Below are 19262 nucleotides of genomic sequence, written 5' to 3' on the forward strand. Positions count from 1 at the left end.
GGATTAAATTTTTATTTGTCTATCAATTTGTTGATCCAAAGATATGAATGTTTCCGTTCTTGATACGCCTTTTATGTTTTGAATGTCTTTATTTAACAAATGCATTAAGTCCTGGTTGTTTTTACACATAATTTTTATAAAAATTGCATAATTACCAGTAGTATAATGGCTCTCTACTACTTCTGGAATATCTTTCAATCTTTTAATTGCTGAAGAATATAAACTGGCCGATTCTAAAAATACTCCCACAAAAGCTGTTGTTGTATATCCTAAAGCTTTGGGATTTAGAACCATTTTATAGCCATCTATTAAATCTGAATCATCAAGTTTTCGTAATCTTTGATGTATCGCTGCGCCTGAAATACCTACCTCTCTTGCAATACTTAAAATGGGAGTTCGTGCGTCATTTACTAATCGTTTTATGATGATTTTATCAATACCATCAATTTTTAATTTTTTCGACATAAAGTAAAATTAAATTTTAATGCTCTAAGGTTAGGTCGAATATACTTAAAACTAGCAGATAAAACTAACATTAAATACACTCACTAATCTTATTCAAAAAACATCTTAAAACATTAATTAATTATCGTTTTTCAATAATTTTTATATATTTGCGTTATTATATACTCAAAATGTGTTTGTATGAAAAAAATAGCATTCCAACTTTCAAAATTGTTTTATTATGGATTTGCATTATTTAGTGCTTTCGTAACTATATTTTCAATGTTATCGTTTATTGAATATTATCTAGACTGGGATATTCCTTTAGTTTCCATCTTAGATAAAGAGTCAGATCCCTATGTAAACATTAGAATTCCATTATTACAGTTAACCGTAGGTTTTTCTCTATCTATAAAAGTAATTTTGATGTGGTTGAGTTTATTTTTTTACACAATTTACTTTTGGGCTTTAAAGAATTTTTTTGGAGTTTTTATTCAAGAACAAGTATTTAACAAAACTTCTCAGCAAAAACTACGTGTATTTTTCAAATTAAATTTTATTCCAATCTTTGTTGGTTTGATTAGTATAATTGTTGGCCTCACTAAATCAAATAAAATTATTTTTAGTGAAGAACATTTACCATTAATCATTCATCTATTAATAGCCTTTATGGTTTATTTTTATATGGATTTAATGCAAAAAGGAAGAAAAATACAAGAAGAAAACGATTTAACTATTTAATATGCCAATTATTGTAAACTTAGACGTGATGCTTGCTAAACGAAAAATGAAAAGCAAAGAGTTGGCTGAATTAATAGGCATTACCACTGCTAATTTATCCATTCTAAAATCTGGAAAGGCTAAAGCTATACGATTTTCAACATTAGATGCTATTTGCAAAGCATTAGACTGTCAACCTGCTGATATACTCGAACATATAAAAGAATAACTTCTTATTACATACTATATTCTAAACTATCGGATTTTTCCGACAAGGGATATCTATTCCTATTTCTAACAAATTATAAATATTTAAAACACAATAAAATCATGAAAAAAATAGCATTTTTTTTAATATCCTTTATTTGTCTTTATTGTACTGGTCAAGACAATAATATTTTAAAAACAATTAAAACAGGAAATAGTAAAGCACTTGCAACAATGCTAGCTAAAGAGAATACTGTGAATAATCTATTTAGTGGTTATACACCACTCACTTACGCTGTGAAAATTGGAGCAAACGAAGAATTATTAGATATTTTAATTCGAAACGGGGCAGATGTTAACTTAACAAATAAAGGTCAGAAAACACCTTTAATGTATGCTGCAAAATATAAAAGAAACAATTTAATACTTTACTTAATTAAAAAGGGTGCGGACGTTAATTTTCAAAACAAAAGAAATATAACTGCATTACTTTATACTGTAAAATATGATAACCCAGAAGGGTTTAACAAATTACTAAAATTAGGAGCTAATACTAATGCGAAAATAAATGGAAGTTATACTGTTTTAGATTACATAAAGAAAGAAAACCTTCAAAAATTCTTAGAAATCTTAGGACTGCCGTATGAATTACAATTAACAACAGACGGACCTTATGTTTTTACTCACAAAGATAATTACGAGGTTCTATCAACTTTTTCTGGAGATAAAACAGCTATTAGGAAAAGTAACATTGCTAAAGAAAATGCTAAAATTGACGTAATTGTAGACAACGAATCTAACGATACCTTCTCTGTTGCATTATCAACAAATTTCGAAACACCTCCTACTATATATAAAGAGCCTAAAAAACTATTAGTTGTATCTGATATTGAAGGAAATTTTTATGCTTTAAAAAAAATATTAGAAGGAACTGGTGTAATGAACAAAGATTATCAATGGACATTTGGTCAAGGACATCTAGTATTAGTTGGAGACTTCTTCGATAGAGGTAAGAATGTTACTCCAGTGCTTTGGCTAATTTATGAATTAGAAAGGCAAGCTGAAGAAGCTAATGGAATGGTTCATTTTATTATTGGAAATCATGAAGTAATGAACATTCAAGGTGATTATAGATATGTGCAACAGAAGTACAAAAATACGGCATTAGGTTTACACAAAAATTTAAAAGATTTATATAGCGAAAATACCATATTAGGCAATTGGCTAACTTCTAAAAATTGTGTAGAAAAAATAGGAGACGCTATTTATGTACATGGTGGATTGAGCAAACGTTTGGCCGAAGATAATTTCACTTTAGAAGAAATGAATACATTAGCAAGAAAATATTATAGAAAACCAATCTCTGAAATTAAAGAAAACAAAAGAGCAAGAGGTGTTTTCTCTGGTAATGTAGGACCATTATGGTACAGAGGTTATTTCACAGAAAAATTACCGCAAGCGGAAATTGATTTTATTACTGATCATTACAAAGCGAATACGATTATTGTTGGTCATACACCTGTAAAGAACATCAAAAAAATGTATCACAATAAAATCATTGCTATTGATTTAAAGCATCCAAGTAAGGAAAAACAAGGAACAGTAAAAGCATTATGGAAAGAAGGTAATACGTATTATCAAATCGATGAAAACGGAGAAAAAGTAAAATTATAATGTAAGTTTGATTCATCTCTTCTTTATACGGAATATTATAATGTGTAATATTCCGTATTTTTGTAATCTATGTTTGCTTTAGTAGATTGTAATAATTTTTATACCTCTTGTGAACGTGTATTCAACCCGAATTTACGCAATAAACCTGTGGCTATACTAAGCAATAATGACGGTTGTGTTATCTCAAGAAGCGACGAAGCCAAAGAAATAGGTCTTCCTATGGGAGCCCCTATTTTTAAATGGGAAAACTATTGCAAGCAACATAATATTGAAGTCATTTCTTCTAATTATCCGTTATATGGAGATATGAGTGATCGGGTTATGAAAATTCTTTCGCAGTTCACACCTAATGTAGAAATTTACTCTATTGACGAAGCTTTTCTTCAATTTAAAGGCTTTGAAAATTACGATTTTGATGTGTACGGACATGACATTCGAAATAGGATTTTACAATGGACAGGAATTCCTACTTGTGTAGGTATTGCTCCTACCAAAGCATTAAGTAAAGTTGCCAATAAAATTGCTCGTAAATTTTTAAAGGAAACTGGAGGTGTTTATATTATTGATTCTGAAGAGAAACGCTTAAAAGCTTTAAAATGGACTCCCATAGAAAAAATATGGGGTATTGGACATGGGCTTCAAAAGAAACTAAAAGCTGCTGGTTGTAAAAAGGCATACGATTTTACACAATTAGACAGCACTATGGTACGAAAAAAGTATTCTATTACTGTATGGAAATTGCAGCAAGACTTATTAGGAAAATCTAGTATAACACTTGAAGAAGATAAAGCTAGAAAAGCAATTGCTACAACACGTAGTTTTGAATATACGTATGCTGATATAGAAAATATTAAAGAACGTATTTCTACTTTTGCTGTAAATTGTGCTGAGAAATTACGTAAACAAGGAAGTTGTTGTCATATGATTGTTGTATTATTAAGAAGCGATCGTCATAAGCATAATCAAGAACAACACCGAGTTAGTAAAACGGTAATTTTACCATTTCCTACCAATTCTAGTTTAACTATTAGTAAAGCTGCCGTAGCTGCAGTTCAAACAATTTTTAAATCTGGCATTAAATATAAAAGAGCAGGTGTAATTTTAACTGGATTGGTTCCTGAAGATAATTTTCAATTAGATTTATTTACCAAAGAAGATCCAAAGCACAAACCACTCATGAATGCTATAGATCAAATTAATAAGAAATATAAATCTAATCAAGTAAAATTAGGAAATCAGGATTTAGAAAGAACCTGGAAAATGCGTCAGGAACGATTAACCCCGAAGTACACCACAAATATTAACGATATTATTGTTGTAAAATGAGTTTAAAAAATCAAGCATTAACATTTTTTAGCCCGAAAGATATTGAGAGTAATGGGGCTATTTTTTTCGACACAGGAATTTCTGCTGGGTTTCCTTCTCCCGCCGATGATTTTAAAGAAAGTAGAATATCGTTAGATGAAGAACTTATTAGAAATAAAGAAGCCACTTTTTTTGCAAGAGTTAGTGGACAATCTATGATTGGTGCTGGATTAGATGATAATGATTTATTAGTAATTGACAGAAGCATTCCTCCTACAAATAATAAAATTGCTGTTTGTTTTTTAGATGGTGAATTTACCGTAAAACGTTTACGTGTAGAAGGAAACGAAGTGTGGTTAAAACCAGAAAATCCAGATTACCCTATTATAAAAATTACAGAAGAAAATAACTTTTTAATATGGGGAATTGTAACCAATGTGATTAAGAGAGTTTAAAAGTTTTTTAATTGTTTTTCTTTTTAAATCTTTCTCTCATTCTTTCCCTTCTTGGGTCTACTAATTTGTATTTCTGTGATAATTCATACGGAATTTGTTTGTAATAATGACCTTCTGGCATTTTTTTATGTTCAAGATTTATAATTCCAATTTTAGAAGACTTTATAAATATCTTAGATAAGGAGTGAATCATCAACTCTTGTGTTTCATCTATTAGTAAACAAAAATGAGAACTATAACTAGGAAGCCTATTGCAAAGTTTTCTCACATTTAACCTTTTTAAATCCCTTAAATTATTTTTAAACACATGAAGTTCTCCTAAATTTTTCATGGTTTTTAAATTCAATTCAATTGTTTCTAATTGATTATAGGATACATTCAACCTTCTAAGATTTACTAAGTTTGAGATTTCTTTTGGCAACTCTACAAGTTGATTATCAAATAACGACAAGATTTCTAAATTTTCTAATTTTCCAATTGTTGGTGATAATTTTGTTATTTGATTAAATCCTAATTCTAGATAATTAAGCAATTTTAAATTACTTAGATCAATATCTAAATCAGTAATTCTATTATTAAAAAAGTTTAGATGTTTTAGTTTTTTTAATTGTCCTAGCTCATTTGGTAATTTCGTTAGTTCATTTCCATGTCCGTATAAATGTTCTAAGTTTTCTAGTTCTCCAATACTTTTAGGTAAACTTCTTAATTTATTTTGAGAAATATGAAGACGTTTTAATTCTTTAAATCGTCCTATTTCTTCAGAAATACATTCAATATTATTATTCGTAAGATTTAAAACAATTATGTTTTCCAACTCAAAAAAACGAGCATCTATTTTTTGTATCTGATTATTATCTAAATACAAAACTTTTAAGTTTTTAAGCTTTGAAATTTCTGCTGGTATTTCTTCAATCTTATTACCTCTAAGGTTTAGATTCGTAAGGTGATCTAAGTCAAAAATTTCATCTGGTATACGGGTTAAACCTTCATGAGTAAGACTTAATAAGCTTGCTTTCGATTCTTTTACCGCTGTTATTTTTAAAAGGATTTCTTCCATTCAATTTTTATTAATCTGCAATTTATAACCACAAATTTACAGAAAAACAAAAGACGCTATCTCTATCGTCTATATTTTCTAATGCTTTACTATTTTTGTATCAATGAAATTTCCTAAAAAGCTACAACAAAAATTAAGTCATCGTAAACAAGCTAATGCTTTACGTAGCTTGCAAAGCGCGTCTAATCTAATCGATTTTTATTCCAACGATTATTTAGGTTTTGCACAATCGGAAGTTATTTTTAATAGGACACATGAGTTGCTCGTAAACAATAATATCAAAATTAACGGTGCAACAGGCTCTCGATTGATCTCAGGAAATCATCCATTATATGAAGCTACAGAAAAGATAATTGCCGATTTTCACAATGCAGAAAAAGCGTTGCTATTCAATTCTGGATACGATGCTAACGTTGGCTTTTTTTCATCGGTTCCACAACGAGGCGATGTTATTTTATATGACGAATTGAGTCATGCTTCGATTAGAGATGGCATACAACTTTCTAATGCCAAAGCCTATAAATTTAAACACAACAATCTTACACATCTTGAAGAAATACTAGAGCGAAGTATGTATGATAATATATACATCGTTACTGAATCTGTTTTTTCAATGGATGGCGATTCTCCTGATTTAGTTTCATTAGTTAACATTGCTAAAAAATACAACGCTTATGTAATAATTGATGAAGCACATGCTTTAGGTGTATTTGGAGAAAAAGGAATGGGATTAGTACAACAGTCAGAAGTTGAACATGCTATTTTTGCGCGAATCATTACTTATGGAAAAGCCTTAGGTTGTCATGGAGCAACTATTTTAGGAAGTAAAGAACTCTATGAATATTTAGTTAATTTCTCCAGAAGTTTTATTTATACAACAGGACTGTCTCCGCATGCTATTGCAACTATTCAGGTAGCATATCAATATATGCAACCGTCTCATATTTCAGAACTACATCAAAAGATTACGCATTTTACAAACGAAGTACAACGATTACAGTTAACAGATTCCTTTATTGAAAGTACCTCTGCAATTCATTGCTATCTCATTTCTAATACCAACAAAGCAAAATATATTTCGCAACAACTTCAAAAAAAAGGATTTAATGTAAAATCTATTCTTTCTCCAACAGTTCCTGAAGGAAAAGAACGCATTCGTTTTTGCCTACATCGTTTTAATTCTAAAGAACAGATTACAGCTATTTTAGAAGCACTAGCTTCTTTGGTATAACAAGAGTTCTTTCTTTTAAAACAAAAACAGCCTTCCTGTACGCGGTTGAAAGGTAATTTCTGCATGACGTTTTCGCTATAAATATTAACTATATACCTTCCTTAAAACTCATTACCTTTGTCTAAAATTAAAGATGAGAGAAGACTATACAATTTTAGCTGTTTTTGAATATTCTACAGAAGCGCAAGTAGTGAAATCTAAATTAGATTCAGAAAACATTAGTACTATGCTAATGGATGAAAAAACAATAGATTCCGATCCACTAATAAGTCAAGCCATTGGTGGAGTAAAATTACTAGTGTACAATGAAGATTTGGAAAAAGCTTCTAAAGTATACAATGAAATTCGGAGATATGAAAAAGATGCGAAAGGAAATGACATCCATTGCCCATCATGTAACTCTAACCGAATTTTAGTAGCAGATATTCAACGAAAAAATTTCTTCTACATGCTTTTCCCATTTTTTGAAAGTCAAAAATTAATTTGTAACGATTGTAAAACAATCTTTAAATGAAAAAATATTTTATTACCGGAATATCTACTGAGGTTGGAAAAACTGTCGCTTCAGCAATTATAACAGAAGCCTTAGAAGCAGATTATTGGAAACCTATTCAGTCTGGAGATTTAGATTATTCTGATACACACAAAGTACAAAACTTAATTTCTAATACAACCTCTGTTTTTCATGAAAACAGTTATGCTCTCAATACTCCAATGAGTCCGCATGCCGCAGCAGAAATAGATGGAATTACTATCGATATAAAAAACATTAAAACTCCTAATACTGAAAATCATTTAGTAATTGAAGGTGCTGGAGGATTGTTAGTTCCATTAAATGATAAACATACTATTCTAGATTTAATCCAACCAGATTATAAAGTGATTGTAGTTTCTCGTCATTATTTAGGAAGTATTAATCATACACTACTAACACTAAATTTATTAAAAGAAAAAGGATTTGATGTTTCTTTAGTGTATAGTGGAGACGAACATACAACTACGGAAGCTATCATTAAAAAAATGAGCGGAGTTCCTGTTATAGGAAGAATCGAGGAAGAGCCTTATATCGATCAAAACGTGATTAAAGAATACGCAGATAAGTTTAGAGAAAAATTATAAATAACAAAGTTCAGTACTCGAAACAATAAGAAAATGACACTACAAGAACGCGATAAGAAACACATCTGGCATCCATTAAAACAACATCAAACACATCCAAATAGCTTAGGAATTGTAAAAGCAAAAGGCTGTATACTTACAGATGAGCACGGTAATGAATATATCGATGCTATTTCTTCTTGGTATACGTGTATGTTTGGACATTGTAACGAGTATATTACAAGCAAAGTATACGAACAAATGCAACAGTTGGATCAAATAATGTTTAGCGACTTTACGCATCCTGCTGCCGTAGAACTTTCTGAAAAACTTATTGGAATTCTACCAGAAAATCAAGCTAAGATTTTCTTTAATGATAATGGTTCTACTGCTGTAGAATCAGCTATTAAAATGGCACTACAGTACTATTTCAACAAAGGAGACAAACGTACTACGTTCATCGCTTTTGAAAATGGTTTTCACGGAGATACTTTTGGTGCCATGTCTACTTCTGGATTATCAGTTTATAACGGCCCTTTTGAAGACTTTTTAATCAACGTACATCGTATTCCTGTTCCTAACGGAACGAATACTGAAGCAATTTTAACACAATTAAAAGACATTGTTGCGAACCATAAAGTAGCCGCCTTTGTATACGAACCTATTGTGCAAGGTGCTGCGGGAATGAAAACCCATGATAATAATGGATTGAATAGCATTTTAGATTTTTTCAAAACCAATGCTGTTCTCACCATTGCAGATGAAGTAATGACTGGTTTTGGAAAAACAGGAAAAAACTTTGCATCAGATCATATGACTATCAAACCAGATATCATTTGCTTAAGTAAAGCGCTAACTGGTGGGTTGGTTCCTATGGCTATTACTTCTTGTACACAAGAAATTTACGATGCTTTTTTAAGCGATGATATTGCAAAAGGATATTTTCATTGTCATACCTACTCTGCAAATCCAATAGGTTGTGCCGCTGCTATTGCGAGTATCGATTTATTGACTTCAGAAGAGATTCAAGAAAGTATTCAAAGAATTAGCAAAGCACATCAACAATTTAGTGAACGAATTCAATCGCACCCTAAAGTAAAATCTACTCGTAATATAGGAGTCATTTTTGCTTTAGACTTAGATACCAACATGGAACGTTATGGTACTTTGCGCGATTTATTACTGTCTTCTTTTATGAAAGAAGGGGTGTTTTTACGTCCACTAGGAAACACTATTTATATTCAAGTTCCATATGTAATTACCGCAGAACAACTTGAAAAGGTTTATTTTACGATTGAAAAAGTATTGAATACATTGTAGCCTCTTTTCCAAAAAAGGGGCTTTTACCCCTAAACCTTTATTTTATTCTCCTATAAATTAGTTGGTTGAACAACAACTCAAACTTAACCAACCATGAAACTTAAACTAACTACACTATGTATAGTGATGGGCTTTTTTGCTATGGCCCAAAAACAGATACAGCCGTATATGTTTACTAATAAAACTAAAGATAGTATAAAAATAAAAGATACTATAGAAGTAAAAGAGCGTGTGAAAACGATTTTAATTTTTGCTAGCCCTAAAACTTCTAATGATGTAACTTTTACTTTAAGAAATACTAAAAATAAGGATATAAAAAACACAAAAGGGAAAAAGACATCCTTTAGGGTTTTTCCTTTTAATGAGGTAATTTTTCGAAGCAAATTTATAGAAGCCTTAGATTCAATTTCTAAAGATGAACCCGAATATGATATTATAAAATTAAAAACAGATGATAGGGAAACTTATGTAAAAACAATACGAAATATTTATCAATTTTTTGATGCTCTTATTATCACCGCTTTTCAATATGATACAGAACCAGTAGCTGGCACTTTAAAATACTCATTAGATGTGAATGTTACTAAAGATCAAAATGGTATTAATTTTTATAAACTGGCTAGAGACATAAAACACTTAAGAGATAATAACAAATTAGATACTTCTTCTTATAAGCTTTCTAAATTTGTACACCATATCAATCAAAGAAATGGTTTTTTAAAGTTAAGGAAATACAAAAAACCTAAAATAAGGAGCAAACTTAAAAAATTATACAATGCTTTTAGAATGATTCAACTAATTGAAAATGGGTTGTTATCTACTTATTTAAGTAATAAAAAACAAATAAAGATTAAAACAGATTCTATTAAAACTCTTAGAAAGTCTATTACTTTATTTCTAAACAATAAAAAAACACTCGAAAACAAAATAACAAAAAATAAAGAAGTACTAATTTCCTTAGAAGTAAATAAAACAGGACTTTGTAGTAAAATAGAAGAAGAAAAAAGGCAACTTTATATTAGGTTAAATGAAAAAATATATTCGTTATTAAAAAATGATTCTGTAAACTATCAACGAATAAAAATACAATTAAACAAGTATATAACACAAAAAGACTCCGTAAATTATCAACAAATAAAAAAACTAGTAACCGATAATAAAGTAAAAGATTCAGTAAAAAAAATAGAACAAGGGGAAAAGGAATCTCTTTTAAAAAGAACAAGTGCTGATAGGTCTAAGTTATTAAGTATAAAAAGAGAAATTAAAAAAAATGAAAACGATTCTATTTCATTTTATTCAAGATATAAGAAACTAACTGATAAGATTAAAAATGAATATAAAAGTAAAATTGATAAACTAGAAAGAGAAAGAAGGAAAGCAGAAGGAGATATCAATGATTCTATAGTTAATAAAAGAAATGTCATAAAAGACATTCCTTTATATAGGTTTAAAATTGAGAATATTGAGCTTGATATTAACGATGGTTTTATAGAGCATATTACTATAGTTGGAAATTTAGGGAGACCATTTATTCCTGAAGATTTAATACTAAAAGAATATATTAAAAGAAAAGATACCACAAAAACCAAGAATCAAAGTGAAAGATTAACTTATAATGAGGTAAAACAATACCTTCAAGAATTTTTTAATGAACCTTTAGTCAAAGACATTTTAGGAAATTCTAAAAAAGAATTAAAATTTGTAAATGAATTTCCTTTAGGGTTTAGTTCTAGAACCGATTTTGATGATTTATATAATTATGACTTACATTCATATGAAGGTCGCTATCCTATTTTTTCTGTTCCTATAACAGATATCATAAAAATGTATGTGCAAAAACATCAAAACGATCGTTTAGATTTTAGTCCTAAAAATCAAACTATTACACTACCATCAAATGATACTAATGAAGAGTTTAGTATTGAGTTAAAAAAAGAACAGTCATCAAAAATCTTAGGGGCACGGTTTTTTAGTGATTTTGTAGGCCTCAATAATTCTGCTCCTAACGGATTAATTCAGATAGAGATTGAAAAAAATATTCCTTTATGGACTAGACGTTATCTTGTAAGAGGTTCTAGAGGGAGAAATGTAGGTTTTGCTAATTATATAAAACCTAATTTTAATTGGGCTAGAATAGAAAATAAAGAAAAAGAATTAACCCTAAAAAACAACACTGTCTCATATTTAGATTTAGTTCGATTTACAAACACCTCTATAGGTTTTGATCTAAATATTGTAACTTATGATGTACCTAATTCAAAATTACGATTTGAATTAAATAGTGGTACTCATTATGGAAGAACTAGAGTTATAAATCCTAATCAAAACTTTAATGAAAATATTGGTTTTTTTAGCGTTTATCCTGAAACTTTGATTAGAATACGTTCTGAAGAACGTTTTGGAGGAGCCCTAAAATATCGTCCTTACAAAATATTAATTCCAAGAGGTGAGGATTTTAATGCATTTTCAGACATAAAAAATGCAGGACAATGGTTACACCGGATTGAACTTTCTGCTTTTTTTACTCCAGATATAAAAAGCGACAATAAGTTCTTTTTCAGATATCTATACACTAATACAGCAAATCAAGAAACAAATGGTTTTAGTCAGTTTCAAGTAGGATATTTAGCTTATTTAAGATTTTGAAAATCATATTAAAAACAAGCTTAATACTTTAAACAAGTATCAAACATAGTATAGCCTCTTTTTTAAAAAAGGGGCTTTTGCCTTTTAAAATAGTTTTATTCTATTATAAATTAGTCTATTATAACCCCGAAACCAAAATCACTTCATGAAAATATAACACCTTGTCCTCTACTACATGTATCTAATCATGTAATTGTACTTATTGTTTAAAATGACATCATTTTCTAATAGAAAAAGCAACGTTATAATAGCATATTTTACACTCTGGTGTTTCTTTTTTTTTAATATTGTTAAGACAATATTTATAAGCTATCATTAAAAAATCGACACTAAAATAAGCCTATTATTTCCTTGATTTGGTGACCTTTAAGCAAATTTACTTCGCTTTATACCTAAAAACCTAACGCTTAAGACTTTTTACTACCTCTAAATCAACCTTATAGTTACATTTATTAATCACTATAAAATCATCAATTCGAAAACTAACTCAACATGAAACGAAAATTTAACCTATTTACGACGGCTTTTTCTTTATTAGCTTTCATAGTTCTTGGATCTATGTGTACAAACGCTAAAAAGTCGAAAAAAGAAGCAGAGCAATACAGTGCTGTTTCGCCTGTTACACCTATTGAACTAGAAGCTTTTAAAAATCATAGAGATTCTATTCCTTCAAAACAAGAATACAATGGAAACCTCTTTCAACTTAGTCATAACTATCCTACTGAGGTAAAACCTGTAGTAAATCCTTCATGGCAACAAGCTTTACAAGGCCAACCTATTTCTGATAAAAATGCGCTTATTTATATGGACTCGTTAAAGAGTTATGTAGCTGCAAATCTAGCGCCTTTTTTTACAGATAATAAAAATTGGAATGCAGCAGACCACGATTGGTACCATCAACCTTGGTTAGGAAACGAACGAGAAGCTATCTTGGGAACCTATTTAGGAAATGGTAATCCAGCAAATATGTTCGAAAGTTTAAAAGTAGACGAGTCTGGATATGTTTTAGTCTTATACGATGAAACAGCAGCTTACACTGTTGGACAAATTTGGGGTAAAACTGGAGCAAAAGTTAATTTAGTGAATGACGCCGCTCAATTTAAAGAAGGAAGCGTTATTGTAAAATTAGCATTTTCAAATATCAATGCTCCTGAATGGCCTGTTATGGAAGGAGCTCAGATTTTTAATGTGTACGATACAATTCCTACAAAAGAAAATCCTAAGAAAGGATACCAAGTAAGAAACGTTAGTTTCTTTCAAATGGATATTGTTGTAAAAGACAGTAAAACAGCTCCAAAAACAGGTTGGGTTTACTCAACTTTTGTATACGATCAAGATCAAAAAGGATCTAACTGGGATAAACTTGTTCCGTTAGGAGCAATGTGGGGTAACGATCCAGATGTAAAGAGTCCTATAAAACCTCCATATCCTAAATTAAATGAAACTGTAATTAATGCGAATGCTCCAAAATATAGTAAAGAAACATTAGGTTGGGGAGGACGATTAAGTGGACCAAATGATGGTGCCGTTGCACAAGTAGCATATGATATAAATACCAAACAAGAGTATGAAAATTTACCTTTATCTTCTTGTATGAGTTGTCATAGTCCAGCACAATATAAATTCAATTCATTTTTATTACCAGCTCCTTTCCCTACATCAGATTCTTTAATTGTTTATACTCCAGGAAGTACAGAATGGATGAGATGGTTTAGAGATGATTATGGAAATGTACCTTTTGATGCTGGTCAAATTGCTACCGATTATGATATGGTAACAGCTTTTAAAGCAATTCCTGCTTATGAAAAAGCTATGAAACCAAAAATGAATAACATGATGCTATCAAGAATTAAAACCATTAAAAAATATAGAACAAAAGGAAATAACAGTTTGTTCTGGCACTAAAACACGAGTTTTATATATAAAAAACGAGGAGTCTTTTTACAAACTCCTCGTTTTTCATTTTTAGATGCCTTCTTCCAATAGTTTCCTATTCTCCAACAAATTAATTCGTTCTCCTGATTCTTTAATAATTACATACAAATCTTCATATACCCATTTTTTATCAGAACGAATTCCTCTTACTACTAAGGTTCCTACTCCTCTATTTCCTATTATTTGAATTCGAAAGTCAACATCACCTTCATCATTCTTAATAGAAATTTTCCCATTTGGGAATCCTTCTGTTTCTATATCTTTTCCTATGTATTCTAATATCTTGTCATTTTTTTCAGCAATATTAATCGCTTCTTCAATAGGCGAAACTTCTGCAAGTTCATCAATAATTCCAAATACAGCAGTTCCTACGCCAAAAACAACAACTACTATTAAAATTAAACATCCAGAGCAACAGCCAACGGGTAAAGCCCATGGCCAATTTCTACCCATCCAACTTTTTTGATTTTGTTCATTCATTTTTCATTCAATTAAAGGTTAACTTCATAATCTATAATAAGACGTTTAAAGTAGCAACTTGTTTCATAGATACAGTAAACTTTTTTATTTTCTACTGTGATTGTCTTATAATGATTCAATTTAAAGATTTTAGCCTTAATTTTGCTAAAATTTTTAGTTTTGAAACCAATATCTATATCCGCTTTTGCTTCTATATCTCCTTTAGGAGCAACTTCAACAGAAGTTTGGGAAAGTTATTTAGATAACGACCATAAAATTTCAAAAAAAGAGTTTGAACATTTTTCAGAATGGATTGCAAAAATCGCTGAAAAAGATCAAGCGATTATTCAAGAAATTCAACAATCAGATAATAAATATAAGAACCTAGATAAAACTGTTTTATTCGCCATTTATGCTTCCAGAAAAGCTAGTCAACAAGCTGGCTGGAAAACGGGTGATGATTTTGGAATCAATTTCGGTTCTTCTCGTGGTGCAACAGCTTTATTCGAAAAATATCATCAAGAGTTTTTAGAAACTGGTATTTCTTCTACTTTGAGTTCTCCTACAACAACTTTAGGAAATATTTCTTCTTGGATTGCACACGATTTACAAAGTAACGGACCAGAAATCTCGCATTCCATTACTTGTTCTACTGCTTTACATTCTTTATTAAATGGAGTTGCTTGGATTCAATCTGGATTAGCAGATAAATTCTTAGTAGGTGGAAGCGAAGCTCCGTTAACAGAGTTTACTATTGCGCAAATGAAAGCATTAAAAGTATATTCTAGAGAAACTGAAGGTTTTCCTTGTAAGGCTTTTGATTTAGAAAAAACAAAAAATACCATGGTGTTGGGAGAAGGTGCTGCTGCTATTTGTTTAGAAAATGAAATTTCTGAACGTACCATTGCCAAAATTGAAGGTATTGGGTATGCTACAGAAGTTTTAAAACATAATACTTCAGTAACTGCAGATGCTGAATGTTTTCAGAAGTCTATGAGAATGGCTTGTAAAAACATTAATTTAGAGGAAATAGATGCTATTGTAATGCATGCTCCTGGTACAATTAAAGGAGATTCTTCTGAAATTAATGCTATTAAAAAAGTATTTGCTAACAAAATTCCTTTTTTAACTACAAATAAATGGAAGATTGGGCATACGTTTGGAGCCTCTGGATTATTAAATCTTGAATTAGCTTTATTAATGTTACAACATCAAAAAGCTATAGAAGTTCCTTTTGCAGCAAAACAAAATACACCTACAGAACTAAAAAAAATAATCGTTAATGCTGTTGGGTTTGGGGGAAATGCGGTCTCTGTTTTACTAAGTGTATAAACAATAATCTTAGTAAAATGGAATCATCTGAGTATCTGATGATAAAAAATAAAGAGCCATTTTATCCTACAGAAAAACAGCATATTTAAAGATGTTAATTTAGAATCAAAATAAAAGTTTAAAAAATTCTGCTTCGACAGCGGAATTTTTTATTTTTGATCTTATCAAACAACGACTATATGAGTGAGACAAGACATAATTGGACGAAGGAAGAGATCTTAGAGATTTATAACAAACCGATGATGGATTTGTTATATGAAGCTGCAACTGTTCATCGTAAATATCACGACCCTAATACCGTACAAGTATCTACATTACTTTCTATAAAAACTGGAGGATGCCCAGAAGACTGTGGTTATTGTCCGCAAGCTGCAAGATATCATACCAATGTAGATGGTAATGATTTAATGACTGTACACCAAGTAAAAGCACAAGCTTTACGTGCAAAAGCATCTGGTAGTTCTAGAGTTTGTATGGGAGCTGCTTGGAGAAATGTAAAAGACGGACCTGAATTTGATCAGGTATTAGAAATGGTTCGTACTATTAACAAACTAGATATGGAAGTTTGTTGTACATTAGGAATGCTTACTGAAAACCAAGCACATCGTTTAGCAGAAGCTGGTTTATATGCATACAATCACAATTTAGATTCTTCTGAAGAATATTATAAAGAGGTAATTTCTACAAGAGGTTTTGAAGATCGTTTAGAAACTATTGATAATGTTCGTAAAACAAACGTAACTGTTTGTTCTGGAGGAATTATTGGAATGGGAGAAGCTATTGAAGATAGAGCTGGAATGTTAGTTGCTTTATCTACATTAAACCCACAACCAGAATCTGTGCCAATTAACTCTTTAGTAGCTGTAGAAGGTACTCCTTTAGAAGATCAAAAACCTGTATCTATGTGGGATATGGTTCGTATGGTAGCAACTACTAGAATTGTAATGCCAGAAACGCAAGTACGTTTATCTGCTGGTAGAACAGAAATGAGTCAAGAAGGGCAAGCTATGTGTTTCTTTGCTGGAGCAAATTCAATTTTTGCTGGAGATAAGTTATTAACTACTCCTAATCCAGATGTAAATGAAGACATGAAGTTATTTGAGCTATTAGGCTTAAATCCTCAGAAACCTTTCATTAAGAAAATGCAACCTAAAACTGTAGAAGCTGAAGATTCTCAATATGAAAACCTAGGTGAAAAGCCAAAGTGGACGCGCCCTGAGCATAAGATTGAAAGAAATGAGCAGAAAAAACAGGAAGCTAAAGAAATTAAAAAAAGAGAATTACAGGTAAAAACTTGGTTAAAAGAAGAATCTGAACCAGCTAAAGCAAAGTAATTTTCACAAATTATAAAACAAAAGTAAGGTTATTCTAATTGTAGAATAACCTTATTTTTTTAGTTTTACAAACAACTCCATTCCTTGCCTATTATGATAAGAGTTATAACAAGGCTCCATAATATCAATATTAAAATAGGGCTTGAAATAGTTTATATATTCCGTTTTATTTCCTCCAAACGGTGGATGATCTGTATTTAATTCTGCATCAAAAAGTAATCCTACTAATTTTCCGTTTGCATTTAGCAATTCGTTCATTTTTTCAGCATATGCAGCACGTTTTTCAGGATGAATAGCGCAAAAGAAAGTTTGCTCTATAATTACATCAAAAGTCATTTCTAACTCAAAAAAATCTTTATGTATAAGATTATTTATCGGAAATTCGGGCACTCTTTCTTTCAGGTTTTTTAACGGAGCTTCAGAAATATCTACTACAAATACATTCTTAAATCCTTTTTTAACTAAATATTCAGCCTCGTATGCATTGCCCGCACCTGGAATTAATATTTTCAAATTAAGGTCTTCTAATTGATCAAAATAAGCTTTTAGAGGTGGTGAAACAGCTCCTAAATCCCAACCTGTTTTATGCTTAGCGTATTTATTACTCCAGAAATCTTCAGATAAATCAATCATACTATTAAATAAATCAATGATAGAAATCATACAATTTAATACTAAAATTAATAAATTAGCTTCTTATTAGCACTTTATTTTAACAAGAACGAATCTAAATAATTCCGTAACGTTTTCTTAACTTTGCGGATTATAAAATTGAGCAGATGGAATTACAATTGCAACATGTAGATAGAGTAGAAACTATTACTAAAGAAGATTTTATTAAAAATTATTTTAAGCCTCAAAAACCTGTTGTTATAGAGCGTTTTATTGAGGATTGGCCTGCATACAACAAGTGGTCTTTAGAATATATGAAAGAAGTTGCAGGAGATAAAACAGTTCCACTATACGATGATAGACCTGTAGATTATAAAGATGGTTTTAATGAACCTCACGCAAAAATGAAGATGAGTGAGTATGTGGATTTATTAAAGCGTGAGCCTACCAAATTTAGAATCTTTTTATGGAATATCTTGAAAGAAGTTCCAATGTTGCAAAAAGATTTTTCATATCCAGACTTTGGATTGAAATTAATGAAAGGATTACCAATGCTATTTTTTGGAGGAAGAGATTCGTATACCTTTATGCATTATGATATTGATTTAGCTAATATTTTCCATTTTCATTTTGAGGGTAAGAAGAAGTGTATTCTTTTTGACCAAAAACAAAATAAGTTTTTATATAAAATTCCTCATTCTCTAATTACAAGAGAAGATATAGATTTTAATAATCCTGATTTTGAAAAATGGCCAGCGCTTAAAAATGCAAAAGGATATGTTGCAGAATTAGAGCACGGAAATGTATTATATATGCCAGAAGGTTACTGGCATTATATGCGCTATATAACACCAGGTTTTTCTATGAGCTTACGTGCTATAGCAAGAAACCCTAAAAACTTAGGAAAAGCTATTTATAATGTCTTTATTATGCGTACTATCGATAATATTATGCGTAGAATAAAAGGACAAAAGTGGATTGATTGGAAAAATGAGCAAGCTGTAATTCGCACAAATAAAGAAAATCATATTTCATAAGTATAAAACATCATTTTACTACAGTGTAAAAACACTACGATAAGGGGAATTTCCCCTTATTTTTTTGCTCCATATTTTTTGTCTGTAATTTTTAATTAAATTAGTTGACTAAGGGATTATATACGGAACATAAAAATACAACTAGCTTATGAAAACATGTCCTCACTGTAGCTCTTCGAATAGAGTTCGGAGAAGAAGAAAGGGATTTATAAAATACTTCGGTTTTATTAGATTTTATAATTGCCTGGACTGTAGAAAGAATTATTATTGGATATCTTTATTCAATATACCAGTAAAGGTTAATGCATAAGCATTAACCTTTATTTTTTATAAAATATTTAAGTAATTTTTAGATAAACCAGAAGACTAAGAGGCTAGGAACATATATAAACAATA

General features: G+C 30.3%; 18 protein-coding genes. 14 read left to right on the forward strand and 4 right to left on the reverse strand.

Going from position 1 to position 19262, the window contains the following annotated elements; genetic code table 11:
• Positions 1–3: 3 nt before the first annotated feature.
• Positions 4–465 (reverse strand): Lrp/AsnC ligand binding domain-containing protein, encoded by a 462-nt coding sequence (locus tag ACKTTC_RS18550; RefSeq protein WP_408041359.1) that lies wholly within the window; start codon positions 463–465, stop codon positions 4–6.
• A gap of 180 nt (positions 466–645) precedes the next feature.
• Between ACKTTC_RS18550 and ACKTTC_RS18555 the strand changes: the two genes are divergently transcribed.
• The 5 genes from ACKTTC_RS18555 to ACKTTC_RS18575 all read left to right on the forward strand — a co-directional run bounded on the left by ACKTTC_RS18555 (position 646) and on the right by ACKTTC_RS18575 (position 4805).
• Complete coding sequence (locus tag ACKTTC_RS18555) at positions 646–1185, forward strand: DUF2975 domain-containing protein (RefSeq protein WP_408041360.1); 540 nt, start codon at positions 646–648, stop codon at positions 1183–1185.
• A gap of 1 nt (position 1186) precedes the next feature.
• Entirely contained in the window at positions 1187–1393 is a 207-nt protein-coding gene (locus ACKTTC_RS18560) for a helix-turn-helix domain-containing protein (RefSeq protein ID WP_408041361.1), read from the forward strand.
• A gap of 101 nt (positions 1394–1494) precedes the next feature.
• Positions 1495–3045, forward strand: coding sequence for an ankyrin repeat domain-containing protein (locus ACKTTC_RS18565; RefSeq protein ID WP_408041362.1), 1551 nt, complete (start codon positions 1495–1497; stop codon positions 3043–3045).
• A 69-nt stretch (positions 3046–3114) separates the two neighbouring features.
• Complete coding sequence (locus ACKTTC_RS18570; RefSeq protein WP_408041363.1) at positions 3115–4371, forward strand: Y-family DNA polymerase; 1257 nt, start codon at positions 3115–3117, stop codon at positions 4369–4371.
• Positions 4368–4805 carry a LexA family protein gene (locus tag ACKTTC_RS18575; RefSeq protein ID WP_408041364.1) on the forward strand — a complete coding sequence of 146 codons (438 nt, stop codon included), beginning with the start codon at positions 4368–4370 and terminating at the stop codon, positions 4803–4805. The genes ACKTTC_RS18570 and ACKTTC_RS18575 overlap by 4 nt, the downstream gene beginning before the upstream one ends.
• 7 nt (positions 4806–4812) lie before the next feature.
• On the opposite strand, the gene ACKTTC_RS18580 is transcribed toward ACKTTC_RS18575, so the two are convergent.
• Positions 4813–5862, reverse strand: a complete 1050-nt coding sequence (locus ACKTTC_RS18580; protein ID WP_408041365.1) for a leucine-rich repeat domain-containing protein — start codon at positions 5860–5862, stop codon at positions 4813–4815.
• 103 nt (positions 5863–5965) lie between these two features.
• Between ACKTTC_RS18580 and ACKTTC_RS18585 the strand changes: the two genes are divergently transcribed.
• The 6 genes from ACKTTC_RS18585 (at position 5966) to ACKTTC_RS18610 (ending at position 14062) form a co-directional block, all read left to right on the forward strand.
• Entirely contained in the window at positions 5966–7093 is a 1128-nt protein-coding gene (locus ACKTTC_RS18585; protein WP_408041366.1) for an aminotransferase class I/II-fold pyridoxal phosphate-dependent enzyme, read from the forward strand.
• A 133-nt stretch (positions 7094–7226) separates the two neighbouring features.
• Positions 7227–7607, forward strand: a complete 381-nt coding sequence (locus ACKTTC_RS18590; protein ID WP_408041367.1) for a putative signal transducing protein — start codon at positions 7227–7229, stop codon at positions 7605–7607.
• A complete protein-coding gene (bioD, locus tag ACKTTC_RS18595) occupies positions 7604–8212 on the forward strand; it encodes a dethiobiotin synthase (protein WP_408041368.1) in 609 nt (202 codons plus the stop codon). Before ACKTTC_RS18590 ends, bioD begins: the two co-directional genes overlap by 4 nt.
• A 33-nt stretch (positions 8213–8245) precedes the next feature.
• Positions 8246–9511: an adenosylmethionine--8-amino-7-oxononanoate transaminase gene (gene bioA / locus ACKTTC_RS18600; RefSeq protein ID WP_408041369.1), complete on the forward strand. Its 1266-nt coding sequence runs from the start codon at positions 8246–8248 to the stop codon at positions 9509–9511.
• A gap of 93 nt (positions 9512–9604) precedes the next feature.
• Positions 9605–12157 carry a hypothetical protein gene (locus ACKTTC_RS18605; protein WP_408041370.1) on the forward strand — a complete coding sequence of 851 codons (2553 nt, stop codon included), beginning with the start codon at positions 9605–9607 and terminating at the stop codon, positions 12155–12157.
• 492 nt (positions 12158–12649) lie between these two features.
• Positions 12650–14062, forward strand: a complete 1413-nt coding sequence (locus tag ACKTTC_RS18610) for a hypothetical protein (protein ID WP_408041371.1) — start codon at positions 12650–12652, stop codon at positions 14060–14062.
• Between the two features lie 60 nt (positions 14063–14122).
• Here the strand turns inward: ACKTTC_RS18610 and ACKTTC_RS18615 are convergent, their stop codons facing one another.
• Positions 14123–14572: a cytochrome c oxidase assembly factor Coa1 family protein gene (locus ACKTTC_RS18615; RefSeq protein ID WP_408041372.1), complete on the reverse strand. Its 450-nt coding sequence runs from the start codon at positions 14570–14572 to the stop codon at positions 14123–14125.
• Positions 14573–14731: 159 nt separating this feature from the next.
• On the opposite strand from ACKTTC_RS18615, the gene ACKTTC_RS18620 reads away from it, so the two are divergent.
• Together ACKTTC_RS18620 and bioB are read left to right on the forward strand one after the other, a co-directional pair.
• Positions 14732–15883 (forward strand): beta-ketoacyl synthase N-terminal-like domain-containing protein, encoded by a 1152-nt coding sequence (locus ACKTTC_RS18620; protein WP_408041373.1) that lies wholly within the window; start codon positions 14732–14734, stop codon positions 15881–15883.
• A gap of 179 nt (positions 15884–16062) precedes the next feature.
• Positions 16063–17217: a biotin synthase BioB gene (gene bioB, locus ACKTTC_RS18625; RefSeq protein WP_408041374.1), complete on the forward strand. Its 1155-nt coding sequence runs from the start codon at positions 16063–16065 to the stop codon at positions 17215–17217.
• Between the two features lie 51 nt (positions 17218–17268).
• Here the strand turns inward: bioB and ACKTTC_RS18630 are convergent, their stop codons facing one another.
• Positions 17269–17880 carry a methyltransferase gene (locus ACKTTC_RS18630; protein ID WP_408041375.1) on the reverse strand — a complete coding sequence of 204 codons (612 nt, stop codon included), beginning with the start codon at positions 17878–17880 and terminating at the stop codon, positions 17269–17271.
• Positions 17881–17996: 116 nt separating this feature from the next.
• On the opposite strand from ACKTTC_RS18630, the gene ACKTTC_RS18635 reads away from it, so the two are divergent.
• On the forward strand, positions 17997–18866 hold the full coding sequence (locus tag ACKTTC_RS18635; RefSeq protein ID WP_408041376.1) for a cupin-like domain-containing protein: 870 nt from the start codon (positions 17997–17999) through the stop codon (positions 18864–18866).
• Positions 18867–19262 lie beyond the last annotated feature (396 nt).

Origin of the sequence: Tenacibaculum amylolyticum (genome assembly GCF_964511145.1) — a bacterium.
Lineage (GTDB): Bacteria > Bacteroidota > Bacteroidia > Flavobacteriales > Flavobacteriaceae > Polaribacter > Polaribacter amylolyticum.

What these genes read in the sequence shown, in the direction of transcription:
- bioD (WP_408041368.1), top strand. Translation starts at nt 7,604, where the DNA reads ATGAAAAAATATTTTATTACCGGAATATCTACTGAGGTTGGAAAAACT.
- ACKTTC_RS18575 (WP_408041364.1), top strand. Translation starts at nt 4,368, where the DNA reads ATGAGTTTAAAAAATCAAGCATTAACATTTTTTAGCCCGAAAGATATT.
- bioB (WP_408041374.1), top strand. Translation starts at nt 16,063, where the DNA reads ATGAGTGAGACAAGACATAATTGGACGAAGGAAGAGATCTTAGAGATT.
- ACKTTC_RS18590 (WP_408041367.1), top strand. Translation starts at nt 7,227, where the DNA reads ATGAGAGAAGACTATACAATTTTAGCTGTTTTTGAATATTCTACAGAA.
- ACKTTC_RS18550 (WP_408041359.1), bottom strand. Translation starts at nt 465, where the DNA reads ATGTCGAAAAAATTAAAAATTGATGGTATTGATAAAATCATCATAAAA.
- ACKTTC_RS18635 (WP_408041376.1), top strand. Translation starts at nt 17,997, where the DNA reads ATGGAATTACAATTGCAACATGTAGATAGAGTAGAAACTATTACTAAA.
- ACKTTC_RS18630 (WP_408041375.1), bottom strand. Translation starts at nt 17,880, where the DNA reads ATGATTTCTATCATTGATTTATTTAATAGTATGATTGATTTATCTGAA.
- ACKTTC_RS18565 (WP_408041362.1), top strand. Translation starts at nt 1,495, where the DNA reads ATGAAAAAAATAGCATTTTTTTTAATATCCTTTATTTGTCTTTATTGT.
- ACKTTC_RS18585 (WP_408041366.1), top strand. Translation starts at nt 5,966, where the DNA reads ATGAAATTTCCTAAAAAGCTACAACAAAAATTAAGTCATCGTAAACAA.
- bioA (WP_408041369.1), top strand. Translation starts at nt 8,246, where the DNA reads ATGACACTACAAGAACGCGATAAGAAACACATCTGGCATCCATTAAAA.
- ACKTTC_RS18610 (WP_408041371.1), top strand. Translation starts at nt 12,650, where the DNA reads ATGAAACGAAAATTTAACCTATTTACGACGGCTTTTTCTTTATTAGCT.
- ACKTTC_RS18555 (WP_408041360.1), top strand. Translation starts at nt 646, where the DNA reads ATGAAAAAAATAGCATTCCAACTTTCAAAATTGTTTTATTATGGATTT.
- ACKTTC_RS18580 (WP_408041365.1), bottom strand. Translation starts at nt 5,862, where the DNA reads ATGGAAGAAATCCTTTTAAAAATAACAGCGGTAAAAGAATCGAAAGCA.
- ACKTTC_RS18615 (WP_408041372.1), bottom strand. Translation starts at nt 14,572, where the DNA reads ATGAATGAACAAAATCAAAAAAGTTGGATGGGTAGAAATTGGCCATGG.
- ACKTTC_RS18605 (WP_408041370.1), top strand. Translation starts at nt 9,605, where the DNA reads ATGAAACTTAAACTAACTACACTATGTATAGTGATGGGCTTTTTTGCT.
- ACKTTC_RS18570 (WP_408041363.1), top strand. Translation starts at nt 3,115, where the DNA reads ATGTTTGCTTTAGTAGATTGTAATAATTTTTATACCTCTTGTGAACGT.
- ACKTTC_RS18560 (WP_408041361.1), top strand. Translation starts at nt 1,187, where the DNA reads ATGCCAATTATTGTAAACTTAGACGTGATGCTTGCTAAACGAAAAATG.